Origin of the sequence: Rhizobium rhizogenes NBRC 13257, from assembly GCF_000696095.1 — a bacterium.
GTDB lineage: Bacteria > Pseudomonadota > Alphaproteobacteria > Rhizobiales > Rhizobiaceae > Rhizobium > Rhizobium rhizogenes.
The window spans coordinates 46,084-68,133 of the sequence record NZ_BAYX01000013.1 but is presented as its reverse complement, the minus strand read 5'-3'; the positions used below and the strand labels follow the sequence as shown (position 1 = coordinate 68,133).

Below are 22,050 nucleotides of genomic sequence, written 5' to 3'. Positions count from 1 at the left end.
CTCAGCCCTTCCATCCACGCACACGCTGCACCAGTGCCGTGACATTGGCCGGATCAGCCTGCGGCGTAATACCGTGGCCCAGATTGAAGATCAGCGGGCCGTGGCCCAGCTGCTGCAGGATTTCGTCAATACCGTCCTCCAGCGCCTTGCCGCCGGCAACCACGCGCATCGGATCGAGATTACCCTGCACCGGTCCTTCACGCTGCAACTCCCTCGCAAAGGCGAGCGGCACGGACCAGTCGAGACCGATCGCATCGGCGCCCGTCTTCTGCCGGTAGGTCTTCAGCTGATATCCAGCACCCTTGGCGAAAGCGATGATCCGCGCCTCCGGCCGCTGCGCCTTCACCGAAGCGATGATCCTTGCCACCGGCTTAACGGCAAAAGCCTCAAATTCCTTTTCGCCGAGCACACCTGCCCAGGAATCGAAGATCTGAACCGCATCGGCGCCGGCATCGATCTGGGCCACGAGATAGGCGGCCGAGATATCGGCAAGCAGCATCAGCAGATGTTCGAAGGCCTTGGGATGTCGATAGCCGAAAAGCCGGGCAGGGGCCTGGTCCGGCGTGCCGTGGCCAGCGATCATGTAGGTCGCGACCGTCCAGGGCGCACCGCAGAAACCGAGAAGCGTCGTCTCCTCCGGCAGCTCCGCGCGCAGCCGCCGCAGGGTTTCCATGACCGGAGCGAGATATTCAACCACACCTTCCGCTTTCAATGCGAAAATGCCCGCCTCATCGATCGGATCCATTTGGGGGCCATGCCCCTCGGTGTAGCGGACATTGCGGTTCAGCCCGTCAGGGATCACCAGGATATCCGAAAACATAATAGCTGCATCAAAACCATAACGCCGGATCGGCTGCATCGTCACTTCGACCGCATGCTCTGGGCTGTAACAGAGATCGAGAAAGCTTCCAGCCTTCGCTCTGGTTTCACGGTATTCCGGGAGATAGCGTCCTGCCTGGCGCATAAGCCAGATAGGGGGAGGGGTCAGCGTTTCTCCGCTGAGTACCCTTAAGATCTTCCGGCTCGCACTATTCACAGTCATCATCCCATATAAAAACAAAGATATATCTTAAGTTTCTATTTCTTAGAGTCTGTGACTATCAAGGATTAAAATTCATCCACGCCTGATCCAATTTGTCGCGCATCCATCCGCGATTTCGCTAAAAGTTCGCTGCTGTTCGGGGATATGTGGAAAAGAAAACCGTTAGATCAATCTTTCTAAGTGCTTGGCGTAGATTCCGTTTCGACCCGATCTGGGGATAAACTGGGGAGCCTCGCTGCTAAAAATAGCTTATCCACATTACCCACAAGCCCCGATGAGCGCCTTCCCGAAAAACCGAAATGTGGAAAAGTCGGAGGTTTTCCACTTGCCCCCGACCGGGCGGTTCCCGTACCTCTCTTCTCTCCCATGATATCAACAGGTGATGGAAAGTAGCGTGGAAAACCGGACAAGCTTCTTTCATCTTCATCTGATTTCTGACTCAACCGGCGAGACTCTGATCTCCGCCGGACGTGCTGCATCCGTTCAATTCCATGCCAGCCAGCCGATTGAGCATGTCTACCCACTGATTCGGAATCGCAAGCAGCTGCTGCCGGTCCTCGAAGCGATCGACCACAGCCCCGGCATTGTCCTCTATACGATCGTCGATCGCGAGCTTGCCGATTTCATCGACGAGCGTTGCCGGGAGATGGGCGTACCCTGTGTCAATGTGCTTGAACCGGTGATGAACGTCTTCCAGACTTATCTCGGCACCGCTTCGCGCCGACGTGTTGGCGCCCAGCATGTGATGAATGCCGACTACTTCGCCCGCATCGAAGCCTTGAACTTCACCATGGATCACGATGACGGGCAGATGCAGGATGATTATAATGACGCCGATGTCGTCATCATCGGCATCAGTCGAACATCGAAGACGCCAACCAGCATCTACCTGGCGAACCGGGGCATCAAGACCGCCAATATCCCGATCATCGCTGGCGTTCCCTTGCCAGAAAGCCTGATCCAGGCAACCAGGCCGCTGATCGTCGGGCTGGTGGCAACCACGGACCGAATATCGCAGGTGCGCGAAAACCGCATTCTCGGAGCGACCACTGGCTTCGATCGTGGTGGCTACACCGACCGCGCCACCATCTCCGAAGAGTTGAAATATGCCCGGTCGCTCTGTGCCCGGCATAATTGGCCGATCATCGATGTCACCCGCCGCTCGATCGAGGAGACGGCGGCCGCCATTGTTGCCCTGCGCCCGAAGCTGCGCTAAGCGCTGCATAGCATTCTATTTCCAAGGTTCGTCCGATCATGACAATGCCGCTCATCCTTGCCTCTTCCAGCCCGTTCCGGCGAATGCTGATGGAAAATGCCGGCATGCATTTCCAGGCGATTGCGGCTGATATCGACGAGCGCGCGATCGAAGCGCCGCTGGAGCGGGATGGCGCCGGACCCGACGCCGTGGCGCTGGTGCTGGCCAAGGCCAAGGCGAAAGAGGTGAGCGACCGTTTTCCGGGATCGCTTGTCATCGGCTCGGATCAGACCATGTCGCTCGGCAGCCAAGTCTTCCACAAGCCAAAGACAATGGGAGAGGCGGAGAGCCATCTGCAAAGTCTGTCTGCCAAGACCCATCGCCTGAACAGCGGTATCGCGCTGGCGCTGAACGGCGATATCGTCTGGGAGCATGTGTCCCACGCAGAACTGACGATGCGCGATCTCTCTGCCGACTTCATCCATCGTCATCTGACCCGCGTCGGCGAGAAGGCATTGTCGAGCGTCGGCGCCTATCAGCTCGAGGGCGAAGGGATCCAGCTCTTCTCGAAAATTGACGGTGATTATTTCACCATTCTGGGATTGCCGATGCTGCCGCTCCTGCAAAAACTTCGCGAATTGGGAGCCATCGATGGGTGATTCACGTGAAACACACGGCTTGAATGCCTTCGTCACCGGCTATCCCGTCAAGCATTCGCGCTCCCCATTGATTCATGGCTACTGGCTGCGCACGCTCAATCTTGCGGGCAGCTATCGTGCTGTCGAAGTGACGCCGGATGATTTTCCGGCCTTCATCGCAGCCTTGAAAGATCGATCGAGTGGCTTCGTCGGCGGCAATGTGACGATCCCGCACAAGGAGATCGCCTTCAAGCTGGCGGATCGGCCGGATGAATTGTCCGAAGAACTCGGCGCGTCGAACACGCTCTGGCTTGAGGGCGGGCTGCTGCACGCGACCAACACCGATGGCCGCGGTTTCACGGCCAATCTCGACGAGCGTCATCCGGGCTGGGATCGGACTGACCGGGCGGTGATCCTCGGTGCCGGCGGTGCCAGCCGTGCCGTCATCCAGGCGGTACGCGACCGTGGGGTCAACGAAATCCATGTGGTCAACCGCACCGTCGAGCGGGCACAAGAACTGTCCGATCGTTTTGGCGCGCATGTCCATGCCCATCCCATGGCGGCGCTGGGCGAGGTGATGCGCAGCGCCGGTCTCTTCGTCAACACGACCTCGCTTGGCATGGAAAACGAAGTTGCCCCGACAATCGATTTTTCGCCGCTCGCTGAAAATGCCGTCGTCACCGACATCGTCTATGTGCCGTTGAAAACCCCGTTGCTGGCCCAGGCCGAAGAACAGGGCTTTGCCACTATCGACGGCCTCGGCATGCTGCTGCATCAGGCGGTGCCGGGTTTTGAAACATGGTTCGGCAAGCGCCCCGTGGTCGACGAGGCGCTGCGGGCTCTGATTATCGCCGATATGGATAAGCACCGATGATACGCGTTGGCCTCACCGGTTCGATCGGTATGGGAAAATCGACCTCGGGCAAGCTGTTCGCCGAGGTGGGTATTCCCATCAACGATGCTGACGCCGTGGTGCATGAGCTTTATCGCGGTGAAGCGGTTCCTTTGATCGAGGCCGCTTTTCCGGGGACGACGAAGAACGGAACCGTCGACCGGCAGGAGCTTGGCCGGCAGCTGGGGCTCGATCCCTCCGGTTTCAAGCGCTTGGAGGCCATCGTTCATCCGCTGGTGCGGCAGCGCGAACGGATATTTCTGGATCATCAGCGCACCGCCGGCGCCGATATCGTCGTGCTGGATATTCCGCTGCTGTTTGAGACCGGCGCGGACAAAAGGGTCGACAGGATCGTCGTCGTCAGCTGCGATCCACAGCTTCAAAGAGAAAGAGTGCTTGCCCGGCCGGGCATGACGGAGGAAAGATTCAATATGATTCTCTCTCGCCAGACGCCGGATGCGGAGAAGCGGGCTCGGGCCGATTACATCATCGATACCAGCCACAGCATCGACACGACGCGGGAGCAGATAAGAGACATCATAGCGGACCTCCGGCGCCAATCGGCGGACGGCGGACCCACAGGCGGAGAGCCCTGACATGCGCGAGATCATCTTCGATACGGAAACCACCGGGCTCGACAACAAGGCCGACCGCATCATCGAAATCGGCGGCATCGAACTCTTCAATCACTTTCCGACCGGCAAGACCCTGCATCTCTTCATCAATCCCGGCGATCGCAAGGTTCATCCGGACGCGCTGGCCGTGCACGGCATCACCGATGAGTCCCTAAAGGACAAGCCGCCCTTTGCCGACGTCGCCGACGAGATCCTTGCCTTTTTCGAGGGAGCGAAGTGGATTGCCCACAATGCCACCTTCGACATGGGTTTCGTCAACGCTGAATTTAACCGGCTTGGCCGACCGCCGATCTTGCCCGACATGGTGATCGATACGTTGGCCATGGCGCGGCGCAAGCATCCGATGGGGCCGAACTCGCTCGATGCGCTCTGCCGTCGCTACGGTATCGACAATTCCCACCGTACCCGCCACGGCGCGCTTCTCGACTCCGAACTTCTGGCCGAAGTCTATATCGAGATGATCGGCGGCCGGCAGACGGCGCTTGGCCTCGGCAGCAGCAACGGTTCGTCCGCCCGGTCCCGCCAGAATAATGGCGTGGAAGAGGTCGTCGTCGAAATCCTGGCGCGGCCTCAGCCCTTGCCGGGCAGGGTGAGCGAGACCGAAGAGGCCGCTCACGCCGCCCTGGTCGCCAAGCTTGGCGAAAAAGGCATCTGGTCGAAATACCGCGCGTAGATATCTCAAGCGACCGGGAGGTCTGGCTAGGTTCGTGCTCCCAGTGCAAGCCGGCAGGCCAGCCCCGCGAACACAGTCGCGAGAAGATATTGCGGCAGTTTCGGCAAGCGGGAAAAACCGGCAAGGCGGGCGCGGATATGGCTGCCAACCAGGATCACCGCTCCATTCACCAAGAAACCGATCCCGTTCAAGATCGTCGCGAGCAAAAGCATTTGCCCGATCATCGACCCGCCCTGGGGGCTGACGAACTGGGGGAACAGGGCAAGGACGAACAGCACCATTTTCGGGTTCAGAAGGTTGGTCGCAAGGCCTTCCGCGAAAATCCGCTTGTTCGAAAGCTGCTTCAGCATTGATGTCGGAGAAAAGCTCGACCCTTCCGAGCGGATCGTTTTATACGCCAAATAGAGAAGATAGGCACAGCCCGCCCAACGCACGATCTCATAGGCGATCGGCACAGTCATGAAGAGCTGCGAGAGGCCAAGTGCTGCGGCCAGAGCATGGCAGTATGTGCCAAGCGCAATACCCGCATAGGTGAGGAACCCCGCGGCTCGTCCCTGGCTGACGCTGCGCGACGCGATGAGCAGCATATCGGGGCCTGGCGTGGCGGTGAGAACCACGGCGGCGGCGGCAAAAAGTGCAAGTATGGAGAGATCCGGCATAAGTCTTCCCTTCGGATGGAGCCGGAATTCCCGTCTAGCAAATTTCACCGGAATGGCAAGTCATGCCTGGTATAGTCTCCAAACGAAAAATGCCCGGACATTGATCCGGGCATTTTCAGTTCCATCGATGGAATTGACCGAAAGCTTAGTTCGGAACCGACGACACCTGGGCGCGGGCCTGTTCTTCGGCCATGCGCTGCGTGAACATCTGCGCGAAATCGATCGGATCGATCATCAGCGGTGGGAAACCGCCATTGCGGGTGATGTCGGCAATGATCTGACGGGCGAAGGGGAACAGCAGGCGCGGGCACTCGATGAAGAGCAGCGGCAGCATATGTTCCTGCGGGAAGCCGGTGACGCGGAAGACGCCGCCATAGACCAGCTCGGTATGGAAGAGAACCCGGTCGCCGTCCTTGGCGTCGGCATTCAGCGTCAGCACGACGTCGAAATCGGAATCCGACAGCGGATTGGCGTTGACGTTGACATTGATGTTGATATCGGGAGCGTTTTCCCGGGCCTGCAGCGAGCGCGGAGCACCTGGATTTTCGAAGGAAAGATCCTTGGTGTATTGAGCAAGAATAGTAAGGCTCGGGCTGGCTGCGCCGTTGCTGGTTTCGTTGGCCATGGGGTTTCCTCTGACGTCAATAGGTGTCGCCATCTAGCATTTCGAATAAGGGCTTACAACCCTCGAGGCCTTGGGCGATCCCTAGGTCCTTTGCCCTATTCTTCCAGGCGTTTGCGGTCCGACCAGGGCGAATTGCGATCGGGTTCGCGATGGAAATCGGTCTCGTCGAGATCGACGACCCGTCCTGATCCGGACGGGCGGGGCTGCGGGCCAGGCGCTGTATTCGGGCTGGAGCCTTGCCCAGGTCCACGCCTGAAGGCGCGGGTGCTGCCCAGAACGACGATGCGTTTGCGCAGAACCTTCCAGGCGAGTTCGCGCACGGCTGGAATGAAGAGCAGCAGGCCGATAATGTCGGAAATGAAGCCGGGCAGCATCAGGAAGAAGGCAGCAATGACGATCATTGCGCCATGCACCATTTCGCGGCCGGGATCGCCGCCATTGCGGCTTTCGGCCGAAATGCGCTGCAGAATGCCGATGCCCTGGATTCTGAGAAGCGCCGCACCGAGAACGGCGCTGAGGATGACCAGCGCCAATGTTGCCCATACCCCAAGCATTTTGCCGACGACGATGAATCCTGCGATTTCGGCAAGCGGCATCAGAAAGACGAAGATAGGAACAAGGGATAGGCGCATGTTACGGTGTCCTGAAAGCGGGCGTATCTCTGCTTAGCATGATTTGGCTCGAAAACCGCGTCATACTTTAGGCGATGATGCCAAAGCGTTAGTTCATCGCATATAATAAAGATACCGGTCCGCTATTTGAATGATAGGTGGATGCAGACTATATGGGGATTGAAACTCTTAATTTTAATGGTGGTTCCGACACGAGATGGGTGCAAACGACTTTGTGACGATCTTTTTCCTGGTGGCGGCGGTGCTGATTTTCTTTCAGCTGCGCAGCGTCCTTGGCCGCCGCACGGGGAATGAGAAGCCGCCGCGCGATCTCTATGGTTCGCCCGATCAGGCCACTGGCCCGAATGCGCCGGATGCCGGCAAGGTGGTAACCTTGCCGCGCCGTGATGCGACCGAGGATGAGGACCGCTTCGCCGCCATCGATGCCTTCACGCCGGCCGGCACGCAGCTCAATGATTCGCTGCGCGAATTGAACAAGGCGGATCCGAGCTTCAGCCCGAAGGAATTCGTCAACGGCGCCCGCATGGCCTACGAGATGATCGTCATGGCTTTTGCTGATGGTGACCGCAACGCGTTGAAGGGTCTGTTGTCGCGCGAGGTCTATGAAGGCTTCGATGCCGCCATCACCGATCGCGAGACCAAGGGCGAAAAGGTGAAGTCCACCTTCGTCGGCATCGACAAGGCCGATATCGTCAGCGCCGAGATGAAGGATACGGAAGCCACGGTGACGATGCGTATCGTCAGCCAGATGATTTCGGCGACCTACGATAAGGCCGGCACACTGATCGATGGCGATGCCGAGACGGTAGCCGAAATCAGTGATGTCTGGACCTTTGCCCGCGACAGCCGTTCGCGCGACCCCAACTGGAAACTCGTGGCGACCGAATCCGAACAATGACGACCGCATCGAAGGATTTCAGGCTGGAGCCGGCAACCTTCGCCGATCTGAAGGGCTGGGGGGATGATGATCCCTCCAGCCTTTTTCGTGCCATGCGGGACTGTCGGACCCATGTCAGGGACGTAAAGCCCTATCGCACCGGCGCCGCTGGCTTGACTGCCGATGATCTCCTGACCCTGCTCGACGATGCCGAAGGTTACGAGCCGCGCGACGCGGCTGAGGCCCGCGCCTTCTTCGAGGAGCGCTGTCAGCCCTTTTTCATCCGACGTGGCGATGGCGGCAGGGGGTTCGTCACCGCCTTTTTCGAGCCGGAAATCACCGTTTCCGCGACGCCGGACGAGATCTATCGCTATCCCTTCTATCGCCGGCCGGATGATCTGGTCGATCTCGATGACGCCAACAGGCCATCCGGGCTCGATCCATCCTACATGTTCGGCAAGCTAAAGGATGGGGCGATTTCCGCCTATCCGGACCGGGGCGAGATCGATCGCGGTTATCTGGAGGGCAGGGGTCTGGAGATCGCCTGGGCGAAGTCCAAGGTCGATGTCTTCTTCGTACATGTGCAGGGCGCTGCACGGCTGCGCTATCCCGATGGGCGCATGGGCCGTATCACCTATGCCGCCAAGGCCGGTCACCCTTTCTCGGCCGTTGGCCGTCTGCTCATCGAGCGTGGCCTGCTCGACCGTGCCACAATCTCCATGCAGACGATCCGCGACTGGCTCTACGCCCATCCGCAGGAAGTCGACGAGGTCCTGTGGCATAACCGGTCCTATATATTTTTCCGTGAGGCCGATGTCAGCGATCCCGCGCTCGGGCCGATTGCGGCAGCGAAGGTGCCGCTGGTTGCCGGCCGTTCGCTGGCGGTCGACCGGTTGATCCACACTTTCGGTTTTCCCTTCTTCATCCAGTCGGAAAGCCTGACCCATCTTGATGCCGGCCAGCCCTTCGCGCGGCTGATGCTGGCGCTCGATACCGGTTCGGCGATCGTCGGCCCGGCGCGTGGCGATATCTTCACCGGTTCCGGCTACGATGCCGGGGAACTTGCCGGTACCGTGCGCAATGACGCGGATTTTTATATACTGGTTCCGAAGGCGGCAGCTCAGAGGTTTGGCTGATGGCCCCAGAACGCAGAAACCCAGAAGGCAAAAGTAAAGAACGGAAGCTCAGCACGGATGAGCGTGTCCTCTGGGGCAAGGTGGCGAAAAGCACCCGGCCCATGCCCGGGCGACAGGCCGACATGGAATCTTTCGACGAGGTTCTGGCGGCAGAGGCCAAGGCGGAAGAGACCGCGCGCGCCGAAAAGGCGAGGGTCGCTCCGGCACCCGCCGATCCGCAAATTTCGCCGGCGCCGGCAAAACAGCCTTCCGGCACGCATCATCCGCTGGAGCGCCCGGTCAAGCGCAAGATCGCCAAGGGGCGGCTGGCGCTGGAGGCGCGCATCGACCTTCATGGGCTGATCCAGAGCGAGGCGCATGTGATGCTTCTGGATTTCCTGTTCCGGGCGCATGAGCGTGGTCTTCGCCATGTGCTTGTCATCACCGGCAAGGGCAGCTCCATGGGCAGCGACGGCGCCTTGAAGCGTGCCGTGCCGCTGTGGTTCTCCAAGCCGGAATTCCGCTTCCTGATTTCCTCCTATGAGACCGCGGCGCAGCACCATGGCGGCGACGGCGCCCTCTATATCCGTCTGTCGCGGCCGAAGGGGGACAGGCCGTGACCCCTTTCGGCGAAGCGGTCAGGAAACTCAGGGCGCGCAAGGGCGTCTCCCAGAAGGAAATGGCGGCGGCACTGAATGTGACGCCGGCCTATCTATCCGCCCTGGAGCATGGAAAGCGCGGCACGCCGACCTTCGATCTGCTGCAGCGCATCGCTGGATATTTCAACATTATCTGGGACGAGGCCGAGGAATTGTTCCTTCTGGCGCGCTTCTCCGACCCGCGCGTCGTGGTCGATACCTCGGGTCTGGCACCTGAATATACGGCCTTTGTCAACCGCTTGGCGGACCGGATTCGCAATCTCGACACGACCACCATCAAGGAACTGTCCCTGGTTCTGGAAAATGCCGGAAAAAGGGGCTGAAAACCGCCTTAATCCCCTGTTTTATACCCCATATAGGGGCCTTCCGTTTGGAAGTTACGGGCGAAACATCCTATATTCAGGGAAAGAAAAACTGCTGATTCGTTAACGATCGGCGGTGTTCTCTAAAACACTGGAAAGACTTCAATAAATGACCGACATATCCGTAACCGAAAACGACGGCAATGCCGAGTATGGCGCAGACAGCATCAAGGTCCTGAAAGGTCTTGATGCGGTGCGCAAGCGTCCCGGCATGTACATCGGCGACACGGATGATGGTTCCGGTCTGCATCACATGGTTTACGAAGTCGTCGACAACGCCATCGACGAAGCGCTCGGCGGCTATGCCGATCTCGTCACCGTCACGCTCAATCCGGATGGTTCGGTGACGGTCACCGACAATGGTCGCGGCATCCCGACGGATATCCATACCGGTGAAGGCATCTCGGCGGCTGAAGTCATCATGACCCAGCTGCATGCCGGCGGTAAGTTCGACCAGAATTCCTACAAGGTCTCCGGCGGTCTGCACGGCGTCGGCGTCTCGGTCGTCAACGCGCTGTCCGTCTGGCTGAAGCTGAAGATTCGCCGTCAGGGCAAGATCAATGAAATGAGCTTTACGCACGGCGTCGCCGACGCGCCGTTGAAGGTGACCGGCGATGCCGGCACCGAGACTGGTACCGAAGTCAGCTTCATGCCAAGCTCGGAAACCTTCACCATGACGGAGTTCGATTATAGCACGCTGGAGCATCGCCTGCGCGAGCTCGCGTTCTTGAACTCCGGCGTCCGCATCCTGCTCACGGACAAGCGTCATTCCGACGTCAGGCAGGAAGAAATGCTCTACGACGGCGGTCTTGAGGCTTTCGTCAAGTATCTTGACCGCGCCAAGAAGCCGCTGGTCGACAAACCGGTCTCCATCCGCAGTGAAAAGGACGGCATCACCGTCGAAGTGGCGATGTGGTGGAATGAGAGCTACCACGAAAATGTGCTCTGCTTCACCAACAACATCCCACAGCGCGATGGCGGCACGCATATGGCCGGCTTCCGTGGCGCTCTGACGCGCCAGATCACCTCCTACGGCGAGTCATCGGGCATCACCAAAAGGGAAAAGGTGACGCTGACGGGTGACGATTGCCGCGAAGGTCTGACGGCGGTGCTGTCGGTGAAGGTGCCGGATCCGAAATTCTCGTCGCAGACCAAAGACAAGCTGGTTTCCTCCGAAGTCCGCCCTGTGGTCGAAAGCCTCGTCAACGAGGCGCTCGGCACCTGGCTAGAAGAACATCCGGCCGATGCCAAGGTGCTGGTCGGCAAGGTTGTCGAAGCTGCGGCTGCCCGCGAAGCCGCCCGCAAGGCGCGTGAACTGACGCGGCGCAAGGGTGCCCTCGACATTGCCTCGCTGCCCGGCAAGCTCGCCGATTGCTCCGAGCGCGATCCGGCCAAGTCCGAGGTCTTCCTCGTCGAGGGCGACTCGGCAGGCGGTTCGGCCAAGCAGGGCCGCTCGCGCGAAAACCAGGCGATCCTGCCGCTGCGCGGCAAGATCCTCAATGTCGAGCGTGCCCGTTTCGACAAGATGCTGTCGAGCCAGGAAATCGGCACACTGATCACAGCACTCGGCACCGGCATCGGCAAGGACGAGTTCAACGCCGACAAGCTGCGCTATCACAAGATCATCATCATGACGGACGCCGACGTCGACGGCGCCCATATTCGCACGCTGCTGCTCACCTTCTTCTTCCGCCAGATGCCTGATCTCATCGAGCGCGGCCATCTCTACATCGCCCAGCCGCCGCTCTATAAGGTGACGCGCGGCAAGTCGGTGCAGTACGTGAAGGATGAGAAGGCATTCGAGGAATATCTGATCGGCCAGGGTCTGGACGATGCTAGCCTGAAGCTCGGCACCGGTGAAGTCCGCGCCGGCGAGGATCTGCGCGAACTCATCTTCGATGCCCTGCGCCTGCGCACGCTGCTCGGCAATCTGCATTCGCGCTACAATCGCGCTGTCGTCGAACAGGCGGCAATCGCCGGCGCTCTCAACGCCGAACTCGTCAGCGACCCGGCGCGTGCCGAAGGTCTGGTGAACGATGTTGCGAGAAGGCTCGATATCATTGCCGAGGAAACCGAACGTGGCTGGACCGGTGCCGTGACCAGCGAAGGCGGCCTGCGTTTCGAGCGCATGGTGCGCGGTGTCAAGGAAGTCGTCGTTCTCGACATGGCACTGATCGGTTCCCAGGATGCGCGTCTGATCGATCAGGTCGGCTCGCGCCTCAAGGACGTCTACGACCAGCCGCCGAAGCTCGCGCGCCGGGATGGCGAGACCGAGATTTCCGGCCCGGGCATGCTGTTGGAAACGGTCTTTGCCGCCGGCCGCAAGGGTCTCACCATGCAGCGCTACAAGGGTCTCGGCGAGATGAATGCCGAACAGCTCTGGGAAACGACGCTCGATCCGAACGCACGCTCGCTGCTGCAGGTGAGGGTTCCCGACGCGACCGATGCCGATGGCCTGTTTGCCCGGCTCATGGGCGACGAGGTCGAGCCACGGCGCGAATTCATCCAGGACAATGCGCTGAACGTCGCAAACCTCGATATCTGATTGTCGGATATGCCGACGAACGAAAAAGGCCCGCCTGGTTTTCAGGCGGGCCTTTTTCATTTTGTGATCAATTACTTGGCTATGAAGGTACCGTTGAAGGCAACTTCGGAAAGCGGCTTGCGGTCGTTCGGCGTCTCACGCTCCCTCAGCTTTTCCGGAAGCTGGTTCTTGTCGCCGATCTTGCCGATGGCAACGGCGGCCTCGACGCGGAAGCCTTCGGGAATACCGAGAACCTCATAGGATTTTTCGACATGGAAACCGCCCATGCCGTGAGCTTCATAGCCTGCCAGGTGCGCCTGGATCGCCAGGAAGCCCCAGGCAGTGCCGGCATCGAAGGTGTGGCTGTAGTTGGGCTTCTGTTCGGCCGAGCCAAGCTCGCCGCCATGCGTGCGCGAGACGACGAAAAGCAGGGCGGAGGCGGACTTCGCCCAACCCTGGTTGAATTCGATCAGCAAGCTCAGAAACTTGTCCCAGTTCTCCGAGCCGCGCAGCGCGTAGACGAAGCGCCAGGGCTGTAGGTTCGACGCGGACGGCGCCCAATGGGCAGCCTCCAGAATGGTCAGCAGGTCGGCTTCCGGCATGGTTTCGTTGGAATAGGCGCGCGGCGACCAACGGTCGAGGAAGAGCTTGTCGATCGGATATTGCGATTCGCGGTTGTTGCTTGATGTCATGAGGGATCTTTCATCTAAAGGAGGCCGTCGTGGAGCTGTGGGGGAGGGTCGACGACAAGCCCTGGGGGATACGCGTGAAACCTATACCTTGCTCGTATCCGCCGTCCAGACCACGTCGAGCTCTTCGCGGAAGGCGAAGCGCTTGAGGTGATCGGCCACGACGTTCTGCATGCGGTCGAGGTCTTGCGGATTTTCGACATGCAGGGTCATCAGCAGCGAGGAGGCATCGGCCGCCAATTCAAGCGAGGTCTCGGGGTTAAAGGGCACTTTGCCGGCGGTCTCGTTGAATTCGATGGTGAATTTGTGGCTCCAATGCTTGCAGAGCTGCTGCAGGTAGCGGCTGGCATGATCGGTTTTCACGGATGAAACGGAGGTGGGCATGCGGCACTCCAATAACTGGAATTTGAACGACAGGTTTTCCTACATAGTCGCATCCGGCTCTGCCAAGTAGACAGTCTGCTTCAACATTCCGTTATTTTAAAGAGAGCCGATCTCGGCGGTGGCTAGCGATCGAGCTTTTCTGATACTCGACCATCTCCCAAAACCGGTCTAAGGTCCGCCTCGTTTCGGTGGAACGGAGGCCGTCATGGACTGGGAGGAGTTTCGGCGCTGGTCGGAAAAGGCGGCGGATTGGGGCGCGGATTATCGCGCATCGCTTCGTGAGCGGCCGGTCAGGGCACAGACGGCGCCTGGCGAGATTGCGGCGCATATTGCTGATTCTCCACCTGAATCCGGCGAATCCATGGAGGATATCTTCAAGGATTTTGAGGATATCCTCGTCCCCGGCATGACCCATTGGCAGCATCCGCGCTTCTTCGCCTATTTCCCCGCCAATGCGGCTCCGGTCTCGGTTGTCGCCGAATATCTGGTCAGCGCCATCGCCGCCCAATGTATGCTCTGGCAGACCTCGCCCTCCGCGACCGAACTGGAAACCAAGGTCGTCGACTGGCTGCGACAGGCCCTTGGCCTGCCTGACAGTTTTACCGGCGTCATCCAGGATTCCGCCTCGACGGCGACGCTTGCGGCTGTTCTGGTGATGCGTGAAAAGGCACTTGATTGGCAGGGCAACAGACAAGGTCTCACGGCCAACAAGACGGTGCGGATCTATTCCACCGATCAGGTCCACACCTCGATCGATCGCGCCATCTGGATATCCGGCATCGGTGCGGACAACCTCGTCCGTATCCCCTCCAGCGGTCCGAATAGTGCTATGGATCCGCAGGCGCTGGCGGCGGCGATCGAGCGGGATCGTGCCGCGGGCCTGCTGCCGGCCGGTGTGATCGCCTGTGTCGGCGGCACCAGCATCGGTGCCTGCGACGATATTGCCGCGGTTGTCGAGGTGGCCCACGCTCATGGTCTCTATGTGCATGTCGACGCGGCCTGGGCTGGTTCGGCGATGATCTGCCCGGAATTCCGGACACTGTGGCAAGGCGTCGAGCAGGCCGATTCCATCGTCTTCAATCCGCATAAATGGCTCGGCGCGCAGTTCGATTGCTCGGTGCAGTTCATTCGCGAGCCGGAATCGCTGGTGCGGACGCTGGCGATCCATCCAGAATTCCTGCGCACCCACGGTCATGACGGCATTACCAATTATTCCGAATGGTCGGTGCCGCTTGGGCGCCGTTTTCGTGCGTTGAAACTTTGGTTCCTGCTGCGTTATCATGGGCTTGAAGGCTTGCGGACGATGATCCGCAATCATGTCGCCTGGTCGCAAAATCTGGCTCAGCGCCTGTCGGCGGAGCCGGATTTCGAGATCGTCAGCCAGCCGTTCCTGTCGCTCTTTTCCTTCGATCACAAGGCGCCAGGCGGCGTCGATCAGGAGAGCCATACCCAGCGCCTGATCGCCGCCATCAACAATGACGGCCGCATCTATCTGACGCAGACGCGGGTTGCCGGACGGCTGGTCATCCGTTTTCAGGCTGGTCAGTTCGAGACGACGGCGGACGATATCGATGTGGCCTTCGCGACGATTGTTGAGATTGCACGATCTTTGTCGTCCACATAGGAAAGGCTGTTGTTCCGACGCGGACAAACAGGACGTGTTATGTTCGAAATCGATTGATGACACTGGTGAATAAGTCGTTCATATATGGTGAAATCAATCTCGTCTTTTAAAATGCAGGGAAGGAAGACCTATGAAATTGTTGCGTGTTGGCCCGGCTGGCAAGGAAAAGCCGGCGCTTCTGGATAGCGACGGCAAGATCCGTGATCTCTCCGCGCATGTCGCCGATATCGGCGGTGAGGCGATTTCGCCGGCCGGACTCGCGAAAATTGCGGCGCTCGATCCCAAGAGCCTGCCGGAATTGGCTGAAGGCCGCCTCGGCGCCTGCGTTGCCGGCACCGGCAAGTTCATCTGCATCGGCCTGAATTTCTCCGACCACGCCGCCGAAACCGGCGCCACGGTGCCGCCGGAGCCGATTATCTTCATGAAGGCGACCTCGGCCATCGTCGGCCCGAACGACAATGTGCTGATCCCGCGCGGCTCGCAAAAGACCGACTGGGAAGTCGAACTCGGCGTCGTCATCGGCAAGACCGCCAAATATGTCAGCGAAGCCGACGCGCTGGACTATGTCGCCGGCTATTGCGTCTCGCATGACGTTTCCGAACGCGCCTTCCAGACCGAGCGTTCCGGACAGTGGACCAAGGGCAAGTCCTGCGACACCTTCGGCCCGATCGGCCCCTGGCTGGTCACCAAGGACGAAGTCGCCGACCCGCAGAATCTCGGCATGTGGCTGAAGGTCAACGGCAAGACGATGCAGGACGGCTCGACCAAGACCATGGTCTATGGCGTCGCCTATCTCGTCTCCTACCTCAGCCAGTTCATGTCGCTGCATCCGGGCGACGTCATCTCCACCGGCACGCCTCCCGGCGTCGGCATGGGCATGAAGCCGCCGCAGTTCCTGAAGGCTGGCGATGTCGTAGAACTCGGCATGGAAGGCCTCGGTTCGCAGCGCCAGACGTTCCTGGCCGACGCCTGATAGTCGGTGCGTTAAGGTTTTGAGACCATTCTGGATGTCGGGGAGCAAGTTCCCCGGCATTTTTGCTGGTTGGTGCGATGCAAAATTGATGTTGCCTTGCAGCAAAAGGTGCTATTCTGGCTTGAAGGATGAAGACCACGCGTGGGGAGCGGTCGTTATCTGATTGTGCAGCGTGTCCGGGAGCACGTTGCGGAGGACGCAGTAACGCTTAAAGGCGCATTTAAGCTTTCTGGAAATCGCTGATTTTCGAGGCTTGGCACCAGCTTCTCGAGAGGAGACGCTTTCCGATGTTTTATCAGTTTTATGAACTCAATCATGCCGCTCTTGCGCCTTTCCGCGCCGCCGCCGACATGATGCGCCTGGCCTATGCCAATCCGCTCAATCCACTCTCCCATACGGTGCTTGGCCGCACGATGACGGCAAGTCTCGAGATGTTCGAGCGCACCACGCGGCGCTATGGCAAGCCGGAATTCGGGCTCCCTGAAACCCAGATCGACGGCAAGCCGGTTTCGGTCCATGAAAAGGTCGTCTGGAAGAAGCCCTTCTGCAATCTGATCCATTTCGAGCGCAGCCTGCCTGCTGGCCATGGCAGCGATCCGCGCATCCTGATCGTCGCGCCGATGTCCGGCCACTATGCGACGCTGCTGCGCGGCACCGTCGAAGCGCTGCTGCCGAGCGCCGATATCTACATTACCGACTGGATCGACGCCCGCATGGTGCCGATGACCGAGGGCACCTTCGATCTGGAAGATTACATCGATTACGTCATCGAGATGCTGCACCATCTCGGTCCCGACACCCATGTCGTCGCCGTCTGTCAGCCTTCAGTCCCGGTTCTGGCCGCAGCTGCGGTGATGGAGGCGGCTGGTGATCCGCTGTCGCCTGCGTCGATGACGCTGATGGGCGGACCGATCGACACGCGCATCAATCCGACGGCCGTCAACCAACTCGCCAAGGACAAGCCGCTGGAATGGTTCGCCGACAATGTCGTCATGAACGTGCCCTGGCCGCAGCCGGGCTTCATGCGGCCGGTCTATCCCGGCTTCCTGCAGCTCTCCGGCTTCATGTCGATGAACCTCGATCGGCACATGATCGCCCACAAGGACTTCTTCATGCACCTCGTCAAGAACGACGGCGAGCCGGCGGAGAAGCACCGCGATTTCTATGATGAATATCTGGCGGTCATGGACCTGACGGCGGAATTCTATCTGCAGACCGTCGATGAGGTTTTCATCAAGCATGCGCTGCCGAAGGGTGAGTTGATGCATCGCGGCCAGCGCGTCGATCCCGCAGCCATCCGCAATGTCGCGCTGCTGACGGTCGAGGGCGAGAACGACGATATCTCCGGCGTCGGCCAGACCGGGGCGGCGCAGACCATCTGCACGAATATTCCCGACGACATGCGGATGCATTACCTGCAGCCCGATGTCGGCCACTACGGCGTCTTCAACGGTTCGCGCTTCCGCCGCGAGATCGCACCGCGCATTATCGCCTTTGCCCGCGAGCATGCACGCAGCGGCAAGCCGGTCGTCAAGCGTGTGATCAAGGGCGGCAAAACCGCCTGAGATCGCAAAGAATTAGCTTTTGCTGAATTATTGAGCTTGAATCAAAGGCTTGCTCGATTTCCCCGGCAAATACCATTGAAGGCTCGCGAAGAGGTAACCATCTCGATTCCAGCGGTTCGGCATGTGGTCGGACCGACTTACTGCGAGGATACCTCACGATGAACCAGTCAGCATTGCTTCGTCCGGATTGGACTCCGGCCACCATTGCTCTGATGGTGCTTGGCTTCGTGGTCTTCTGGCCGCTCGGCCTCGCCATGCTTGCCTATATTCTCTTCGGCGAACGCCTGAGGGATTTCAAACGGGATGTGAACGAGAAGGCCGACGGCGTGTTTAGCGGCTTCTCCGGCTGCGGTCGCCACCGTGGTCGTCACCGCGCCCATTTCACCACCGGCAACGTCGCATTCGACGATTGGCGCCGGGCAGAGCTGGAGCGTCTTGAAGAAGAACGCCGCAAGCTCGATGAAATGCGTGCCGACTTCGATACCTATGTCCGCGAGCTTCGCCGCGCCAAGGATCAGGACGAATTCGATCGCTTCATGCGCGACCGCAACAACGTCAAGCGCAATGATGATAACGGTCCGGCTCCGGAATTCCAGACGCCGTAATCGATAATCAACCTCCCCATAAAACCGGCATCATCGGATGCCGGTTTTTCTTTGCCAGAAACCCGAGCGAATCGTATAAAACTGCCTCTCATGTTTCCGCTTCTGTCCAGATCCCGCCGATCCGCTCCCCAGCCGCCTGCGCCGGAAACGCGCACGCTGGAGGTGGCCGGCCGCTTGATGCCGCTGACGATCCGCCAGAATGAGCGGGCGACACGGATCACGCTTCGCATCGAACCCGGCGGACGGGCGCTGAAGATGACCATTCCGCGTGGCCTGGCAGCGCGCGAGGTCAACGCCTTCCTCGACCGCCACCAGGGCTGGCTTTTGACCAAGCTTGCGAAATTCTCCACCGAAAGCAGCTTGAGAAGCGGCGGCGAAATCCTCCTGCGCGGCATCCGCCATCGCATCGAGCACACCGGCACGCTGCGCGGCCTGACCGAGGCGATCGTCATCGATGGCGTGCCGGTCCTGCGCGTCAGCGGCATGCCGGAACATGCCGGCCGGCGCATCGCCACCTTCCTCAAGAAGGAGGCTCGCGCCGATCTGGAAAGGTTGGTAAAGCTGCATGCGGGATCGATCCGCGCGCCCGTCTCCTCGATCAGCATGAAGGATACCCGTAGCCGCTGGGGCTCCTGCTCGTCCGAGGGAAATCTGAGCTTCTCCTGGCGGATCGTCATGGCGCCGCCGCTGGTCATCGACTATCTCGCCGCCCACGAGGTCGCGCACTTGCGCGAAATGAACCACGGCCCGCGCTTCTGGGCGCTGTGCCGCAAGCTTTGCCCGGAGATGGACGAGGCCAAGGCCTGGTTGAAACGCCATGGCAGCCACCTGCATGCAATTGACTTCGATTGAGCCATATTCGGCTTCATCAGAGACGCGTAAAATTCCCAGTTTGTCGCCTTTAGGCTCGACTCTTTCTAATTTTCATGTCACTCCGCTGCCATGAACCCCGATATCAAAATTTGCGGTCTGAAAACGCCGGAAGCTATGGATCGTGCGCTTGAGCGCGGCGCCACGCATGTCGGTTTTATCTTCTTTGAAAAAAGCCCCCGCTATATAGAGCCCGATCTTGCCGGCAAGCTTGCCGAGCGCGCTCGCGGCAAGGCGAAGATCGTCGCGGTAACTGTCAATCCGACCAATGACGATCTCGATGAGATCATCTCGCTGGTGCGTCCGGATATTCTCCAGCTCCATGGCAATGAAAGCCCGGAGCGTGTGCTGACGATAAAAGCGGTCTATAATCTGCCGGTCATGAAGGCCATGTCGGTGCGTGACGCCGACGATCTGAAGCGGGTCGAAGCCTATATCGGTATTGCCGACCGCTTCCTGTTCGACGCCAAGCCGCCGGCTGGTTCGGAGTTGCCGGGCGGAAACGGCGTGTCCTTCGACTGGAGCCTGATGAGCTGGCTCGACGATCGCGTCGACTACATGCTGTCCGGCGGCGTGAACAAGGACAATTTCGCCCAGGCGCTGGCATCCACCAGGGCCACGGGCATCGATCTCTCCTCTGGCGTCGAAAGCGCGCCGGGTGTGAAGGATCCGAAGAAGATCGACGAATTTTTCGACGCTGTTGCAGAAGCATGCCTGCCGGAACCGGCAGCAGGGAGTTAAGAGTGAACCAGACGCCAAAGCTGAATTCCTTCCGCGCCGGTCCCGATGAGGATGGCCGTTTCGGTATTTATGGTGGCCGCTTCGTCGCTGAGACGTTGATGCCGCTGATCCTGGACCTGCAGGAAGAATGGGAAAAGGCGAAGAACGATCCAGCCTTCCAGGCGGAGCTGAAGTCGCTCGGTACCCATTATATCGGCCGCCCGAGCCCGCTTTATTTCGCCGAGCGCCTGACGGCCGAGCTTGGCGGCGCCAAGATCTATTTCAAGCGCGAAGAGCTGAACCATACCGGCTCGCACAAGATCAACAATTGCATCGGCCAGATCCTGCTTGCCAAGCGCATGGGCAAGAGCCGCATCATCGCCGAGACCGGCGCCGGCCAGCATGGTGTTGCCTCGGCGACCGTTGCCGCACGCTTCGGCCTGCCCTGCGTCGTCTACATGGGCGCGACCGATGTCGAGCGTCAGGCTCCGAACGTTTTCCGCATGAAGCTTCTGGGCGCCGAGGTCATTCCGGTGACGGCCGGCAGCGGCACGCTGAAGGACGCCATGAACGAGGCTCTTCGCGATTGGGTCACCAATGTCGACGACACCTATTACCTGATCGGCACGGCCGCCGGCCCGCATCCCTATCCGGAAATGGTCCGCGATTTCCAGGCCGTGATCGGCACGGAGGCCAAGCAGCAGATGCTGGAAGCTGAAGGCCGCCTGCCGGATCTCGTTATCGCTGCTGTCGGCGGCGGTTCGAACGCGATCGGCATCTTTCATCCGTTCCTCGATGACGAAAGCGTCAAGATCGTTGGCGTCGAAGCCGGTGGCAAGGGCCTGCAGGGCGACGAGCATTGCGCCTCGATCACCGCCGGTTCGCCCGGCGTGCTGCACGGCAACCGCACCTACCTGCTGCAGGACGGCGACGGCCAGATCAAGGAAGGACATTCGATTTCGGCTGGCCTCGACTATCCCGGCATTGGCCCGGAACACTCCTGGCTGAACGATATCGGCCGCGCCGAATATGTGCCGATCATGGACCATGAAGCGCTGGAAGCGTTCCAGACGCTGACGCGCCTTGAAGGCATCATTCCGGCGCTGGAGCCGAGCCACGCGCTCGCCGAGGTTATCAAGCGCGCGCCGAAGATGGGCAAGGACGAGATCATCCTGATGAATCTCTCCGGTCGCGGCGACAAGGACATCTTCACCGTGGCCAAGATTTTGGGAATGTGAGTTAGACATCATGACCGCACGTATGGACAAACGCTTCGCCGCTCTGAAGGCTGAAGGCCGCCCGGCGCTCGTCACTTATTTCATGGGCGGCGATCCCGATTACGACACCTCGCTCGGCATCATGAAGGCGCTGCCGGAAGCCGGCGCCGACGTCATCGAGCTCGGCATGCCCTTTTCTGATCCCATGGCGGACGGCCCGGCGATTCAGCTCGCCGGCCAGCGCGCGCTGAAGGCTGGCCAGACGCTGAAGAAGACGCTGCAGCTCGCCGCCGATTTCCGCAAGACGGACGGCGATACGCCGATCGTGCTGATGGGTTACTACAATCCCATCTATATCTATGGCGTCGAGACCTTCCTCGATGACGCGATCGCCGCCGGTATCGACGGCCTGATCGTTGTCGATCTGCCGCCGGAAATGGATGACGAGCTTTGCATCCCGGCGATCCGCAAGGGCATCAACTTCATCCGCCTGGCAACGCCGACCACCGATGAAAAGCGCCTGCCGGCCGTGCTGAAAAATACATCCGGCTTCGTCTATTATGTCTCGATGAACGGCATCACCGGTTCGGCCCTGCCGGATCCGTCGCTGGTCTCCGGTGCCGTCAAGCGCATCAAGCAGCATACCGATCTGCCGGTCTGCGTCGGCTTCGGCGTCAAGACGGCCGAGCATGCGAAGCTTATCGGCGCCTCCGCGGATGGCGTCGTCGTCGGTACGGCGATCGTCAATCAGATCGCCACCAGCCTGACCAAGGACGGCAAGGCCGGCGCCGATACCATCCAGGCCGTTGCGACACTGGTGCGCGGCCTGTCGACGGGAACGCGCTCCGCGCGCCTTGTTGCCGCCGAATAATTTT

At 59.9% G+C, this 22,050-nt stretch carries 24 protein-coding genes; 18 read left to right on the top strand and 6 right to left on the bottom strand.

Going from position 1 to position 22,050, the window contains the following annotated elements; all coding sequences use genetic code 11:
- Position 1 precedes the first annotated feature (1 nt).
- The gene (gene hemE / locus RRH01S_RS25795) at positions 2-1,042 is read right to left on the bottom strand and encodes a uroporphyrinogen decarboxylase (protein WP_178128528.1); all 1,041 of its coding nucleotides are present in this window, start codon (positions 1,040-1,042) and stop codon (positions 2-4) included.
- Positions 1,043-1,436: 394 nt separating this feature from the next.
- On the opposite strand from hemE, the gene RRH01S_RS25790 reads away from it, so the two are divergent.
- Genes RRH01S_RS25790 through dnaQ form a run of 5 tightly spaced genes read left to right on the top strand, consistent with a single transcriptional unit; the run spans position 1,437 to position 5,075 of the window.
- On the top strand, positions 1,437-2,258 hold the full coding sequence (locus tag RRH01S_RS25790) for a pyruvate, water dikinase regulatory protein (RefSeq protein ID WP_007698683.1): 822 nt from the start codon (positions 1,437-1,439) through the stop codon (positions 2,256-2,258).
- Positions 2,259-2,296: 38 nt separating this feature from the next.
- Positions 2,297-2,896 (top strand): Maf-like protein, encoded by a 600-nt coding sequence (locus tag RRH01S_RS25785; RefSeq protein WP_012650644.1) that lies wholly within the window; start codon positions 2,297-2,299, stop codon positions 2,894-2,896.
- On the top strand, positions 2,889-3,749 hold the full coding sequence (locus RRH01S_RS25780) for a shikimate dehydrogenase (protein WP_042475180.1): 861 nt from the start codon (positions 2,889-2,891) through the stop codon (positions 3,747-3,749). The genes RRH01S_RS25785 and RRH01S_RS25780 overlap by 8 nt, the downstream gene beginning before the upstream one ends.
- Positions 3,746-4,363 (top strand): dephospho-CoA kinase, encoded by a 618-nt coding sequence (gene coaE / locus RRH01S_RS25775; RefSeq protein WP_042475178.1) that lies wholly within the window; start codon positions 3,746-3,748, stop codon positions 4,361-4,363. The genes RRH01S_RS25780 and coaE overlap by 4 nt, the downstream gene beginning before the upstream one ends.
- A 1-nt stretch (position 4,364) precedes the next feature.
- Positions 4,365-5,075, top strand: a complete 711-nt coding sequence (dnaQ, locus tag RRH01S_RS25770; RefSeq protein WP_034520653.1) for a DNA polymerase III subunit epsilon — start codon at positions 4,365-4,367, stop codon at positions 5,073-5,075.
- A 26-nt stretch (positions 5,076-5,101) separates the two neighbouring features.
- Here the strand turns inward: dnaQ and RRH01S_RS25765 are convergent, their stop codons facing one another.
- From RRH01S_RS25765 to RRH01S_RS25755, 3 genes are all read right to left on the bottom strand, one after another.
- Positions 5,102-5,734 (bottom strand): LysE family translocator, encoded by a 633-nt coding sequence (locus RRH01S_RS25765; protein ID WP_042475174.1) that lies wholly within the window; start codon positions 5,732-5,734, stop codon positions 5,102-5,104.
- Positions 5,735-5,879: 145 nt separating this feature from the next.
- Positions 5,880-6,359 carry a protein-export chaperone SecB gene (secB, locus tag RRH01S_RS25760; RefSeq protein ID WP_007698663.1) on the bottom strand — a complete coding sequence of 160 codons (480 nt, stop codon included), beginning with the start codon at positions 6,357-6,359 and terminating at the stop codon, positions 5,880-5,882.
- Between the two features lie 95 nt (positions 6,360-6,454).
- A complete protein-coding gene (locus RRH01S_RS25755) occupies positions 6,455-6,991 on the bottom strand; it encodes an FxsA family protein (protein WP_034520646.1) in 537 nt (178 codons plus the stop codon).
- A 196-nt stretch (positions 6,992-7,187) separates the two neighbouring features.
- Between RRH01S_RS25755 and RRH01S_RS25750 the strand changes: the two genes are divergently transcribed.
- The 5 genes from RRH01S_RS25750 to gyrB all read left to right on the top strand — a co-directional run bounded on the left by RRH01S_RS25750 (position 7,188) and on the right by gyrB (position 12,549).
- On the top strand, positions 7,188-7,889 hold the full coding sequence (locus RRH01S_RS25750; RefSeq protein WP_007698656.1) for a Tim44/TimA family putative adaptor protein: 702 nt from the start codon (positions 7,188-7,190) through the stop codon (positions 7,887-7,889).
- Positions 7,886-9,004, top strand: a complete 1,119-nt coding sequence (gene mltA / locus RRH01S_RS25745; protein ID WP_042475169.1) for a murein transglycosylase A — start codon at positions 7,886-7,888, stop codon at positions 9,002-9,004. The genes RRH01S_RS25750 and mltA overlap by 4 nt, the downstream gene beginning before the upstream one ends.
- Complete coding sequence (locus tag RRH01S_RS25740; RefSeq protein WP_034520644.1) at positions 9,004-9,603, top strand: Smr/MutS family protein; 600 nt, start codon at positions 9,004-9,006, stop codon at positions 9,601-9,603. Before mltA ends, RRH01S_RS25740 begins: the two co-directional genes overlap by 1 nt.
- Positions 9,600-9,965, top strand: coding sequence for a helix-turn-helix domain-containing protein (locus RRH01S_RS25735; protein ID WP_012650650.1), 366 nt, complete (start codon positions 9,600-9,602; stop codon positions 9,963-9,965). Before RRH01S_RS25740 ends, RRH01S_RS25735 begins: the two co-directional genes overlap by 4 nt.
- A gap of 148 nt (positions 9,966-10,113) precedes the next feature.
- The gene (gene gyrB, locus RRH01S_RS25730; RefSeq protein WP_042475166.1) at positions 10,114-12,549 is read left to right on the top strand and encodes a DNA topoisomerase (ATP-hydrolyzing) subunit B; all 2,436 of its coding nucleotides are present in this window, start codon (positions 10,114-10,116) and stop codon (positions 12,547-12,549) included.
- 71 nt (positions 12,550-12,620) lie between these two features.
- Here gyrB and RRH01S_RS25725 read toward each other — a convergent pair whose 3' ends face one another.
- Positions 12,621-13,220, bottom strand: a complete 600-nt coding sequence (locus tag RRH01S_RS25725) for a nitroreductase family protein (protein ID WP_007698643.1) — start codon at positions 13,218-13,220, stop codon at positions 12,621-12,623.
- Positions 13,221-13,301: 81 nt separating this feature from the next.
- Positions 13,302-13,601 carry a DUF2218 domain-containing protein gene (locus RRH01S_RS25720; protein ID WP_007698639.1) on the bottom strand — a complete coding sequence of 100 codons (300 nt, stop codon included), beginning with the start codon at positions 13,599-13,601 and terminating at the stop codon, positions 13,302-13,304.
- A gap of 205 nt (positions 13,602-13,806) precedes the next feature.
- Between RRH01S_RS25720 and RRH01S_RS25715 the strand changes: the two genes are divergently transcribed.
- From RRH01S_RS25715 to trpA, 8 genes are all read left to right on the top strand, one after another.
- Positions 13,807-15,225 carry a pyridoxal phosphate-dependent decarboxylase family protein gene (locus RRH01S_RS25715; protein ID WP_007698636.1) on the top strand — a complete coding sequence of 473 codons (1,419 nt, stop codon included), beginning with the start codon at positions 13,807-13,809 and terminating at the stop codon, positions 15,223-15,225.
- A gap of 130 nt (positions 15,226-15,355) precedes the next feature.
- Positions 15,356-16,198, top strand: coding sequence for a fumarylacetoacetate hydrolase family protein (locus tag RRH01S_RS25710; RefSeq protein WP_007698632.1), 843 nt, complete (start codon positions 15,356-15,358; stop codon positions 16,196-16,198).
- Between the two features lie 287 nt (positions 16,199-16,485).
- Positions 16,486-17,763 (top strand): polyhydroxyalkanoate depolymerase, encoded by a 1,278-nt coding sequence (locus RRH01S_RS25705; RefSeq protein ID WP_037219377.1) that lies wholly within the window; start codon positions 16,486-16,488, stop codon positions 17,761-17,763.
- 158 nt (positions 17,764-17,921) lie between these two features.
- A complete protein-coding gene (locus RRH01S_RS25700; RefSeq protein WP_007698624.1) occupies positions 17,922-18,368 on the top strand; it encodes a DUF2852 domain-containing protein in 447 nt (148 codons plus the stop codon).
- Between the two features lie 90 nt (positions 18,369-18,458).
- Positions 18,459-19,220 (top strand): M48 family metallopeptidase, encoded by a 762-nt coding sequence (locus RRH01S_RS25695; RefSeq protein ID WP_042475160.1) that lies wholly within the window; start codon positions 18,459-18,461, stop codon positions 19,218-19,220.
- A gap of 90 nt (positions 19,221-19,310) precedes the next feature.
- Positions 19,311-19,979 carry a phosphoribosylanthranilate isomerase gene (locus RRH01S_RS25690; protein WP_007698619.1) on the top strand — a complete coding sequence of 223 codons (669 nt, stop codon included), beginning with the start codon at positions 19,311-19,313 and terminating at the stop codon, positions 19,977-19,979.
- A gap of 2 nt (positions 19,980-19,981) precedes the next feature.
- A complete protein-coding gene (gene trpB / locus RRH01S_RS25685) occupies positions 19,982-21,196 on the top strand; it encodes a tryptophan synthase subunit beta (protein WP_042475158.1) in 1,215 nt (404 codons plus the stop codon).
- Positions 21,197-21,206: 10 nt separating this feature from the next.
- Entirely contained in the window at positions 21,207-22,046 is an 840-nt protein-coding gene (gene trpA, locus RRH01S_RS25680; protein WP_007698614.1) for a tryptophan synthase subunit alpha, read from the top strand.
- The last annotated feature ends 4 nt before the right edge of the window (positions 22,047-22,050 follow it).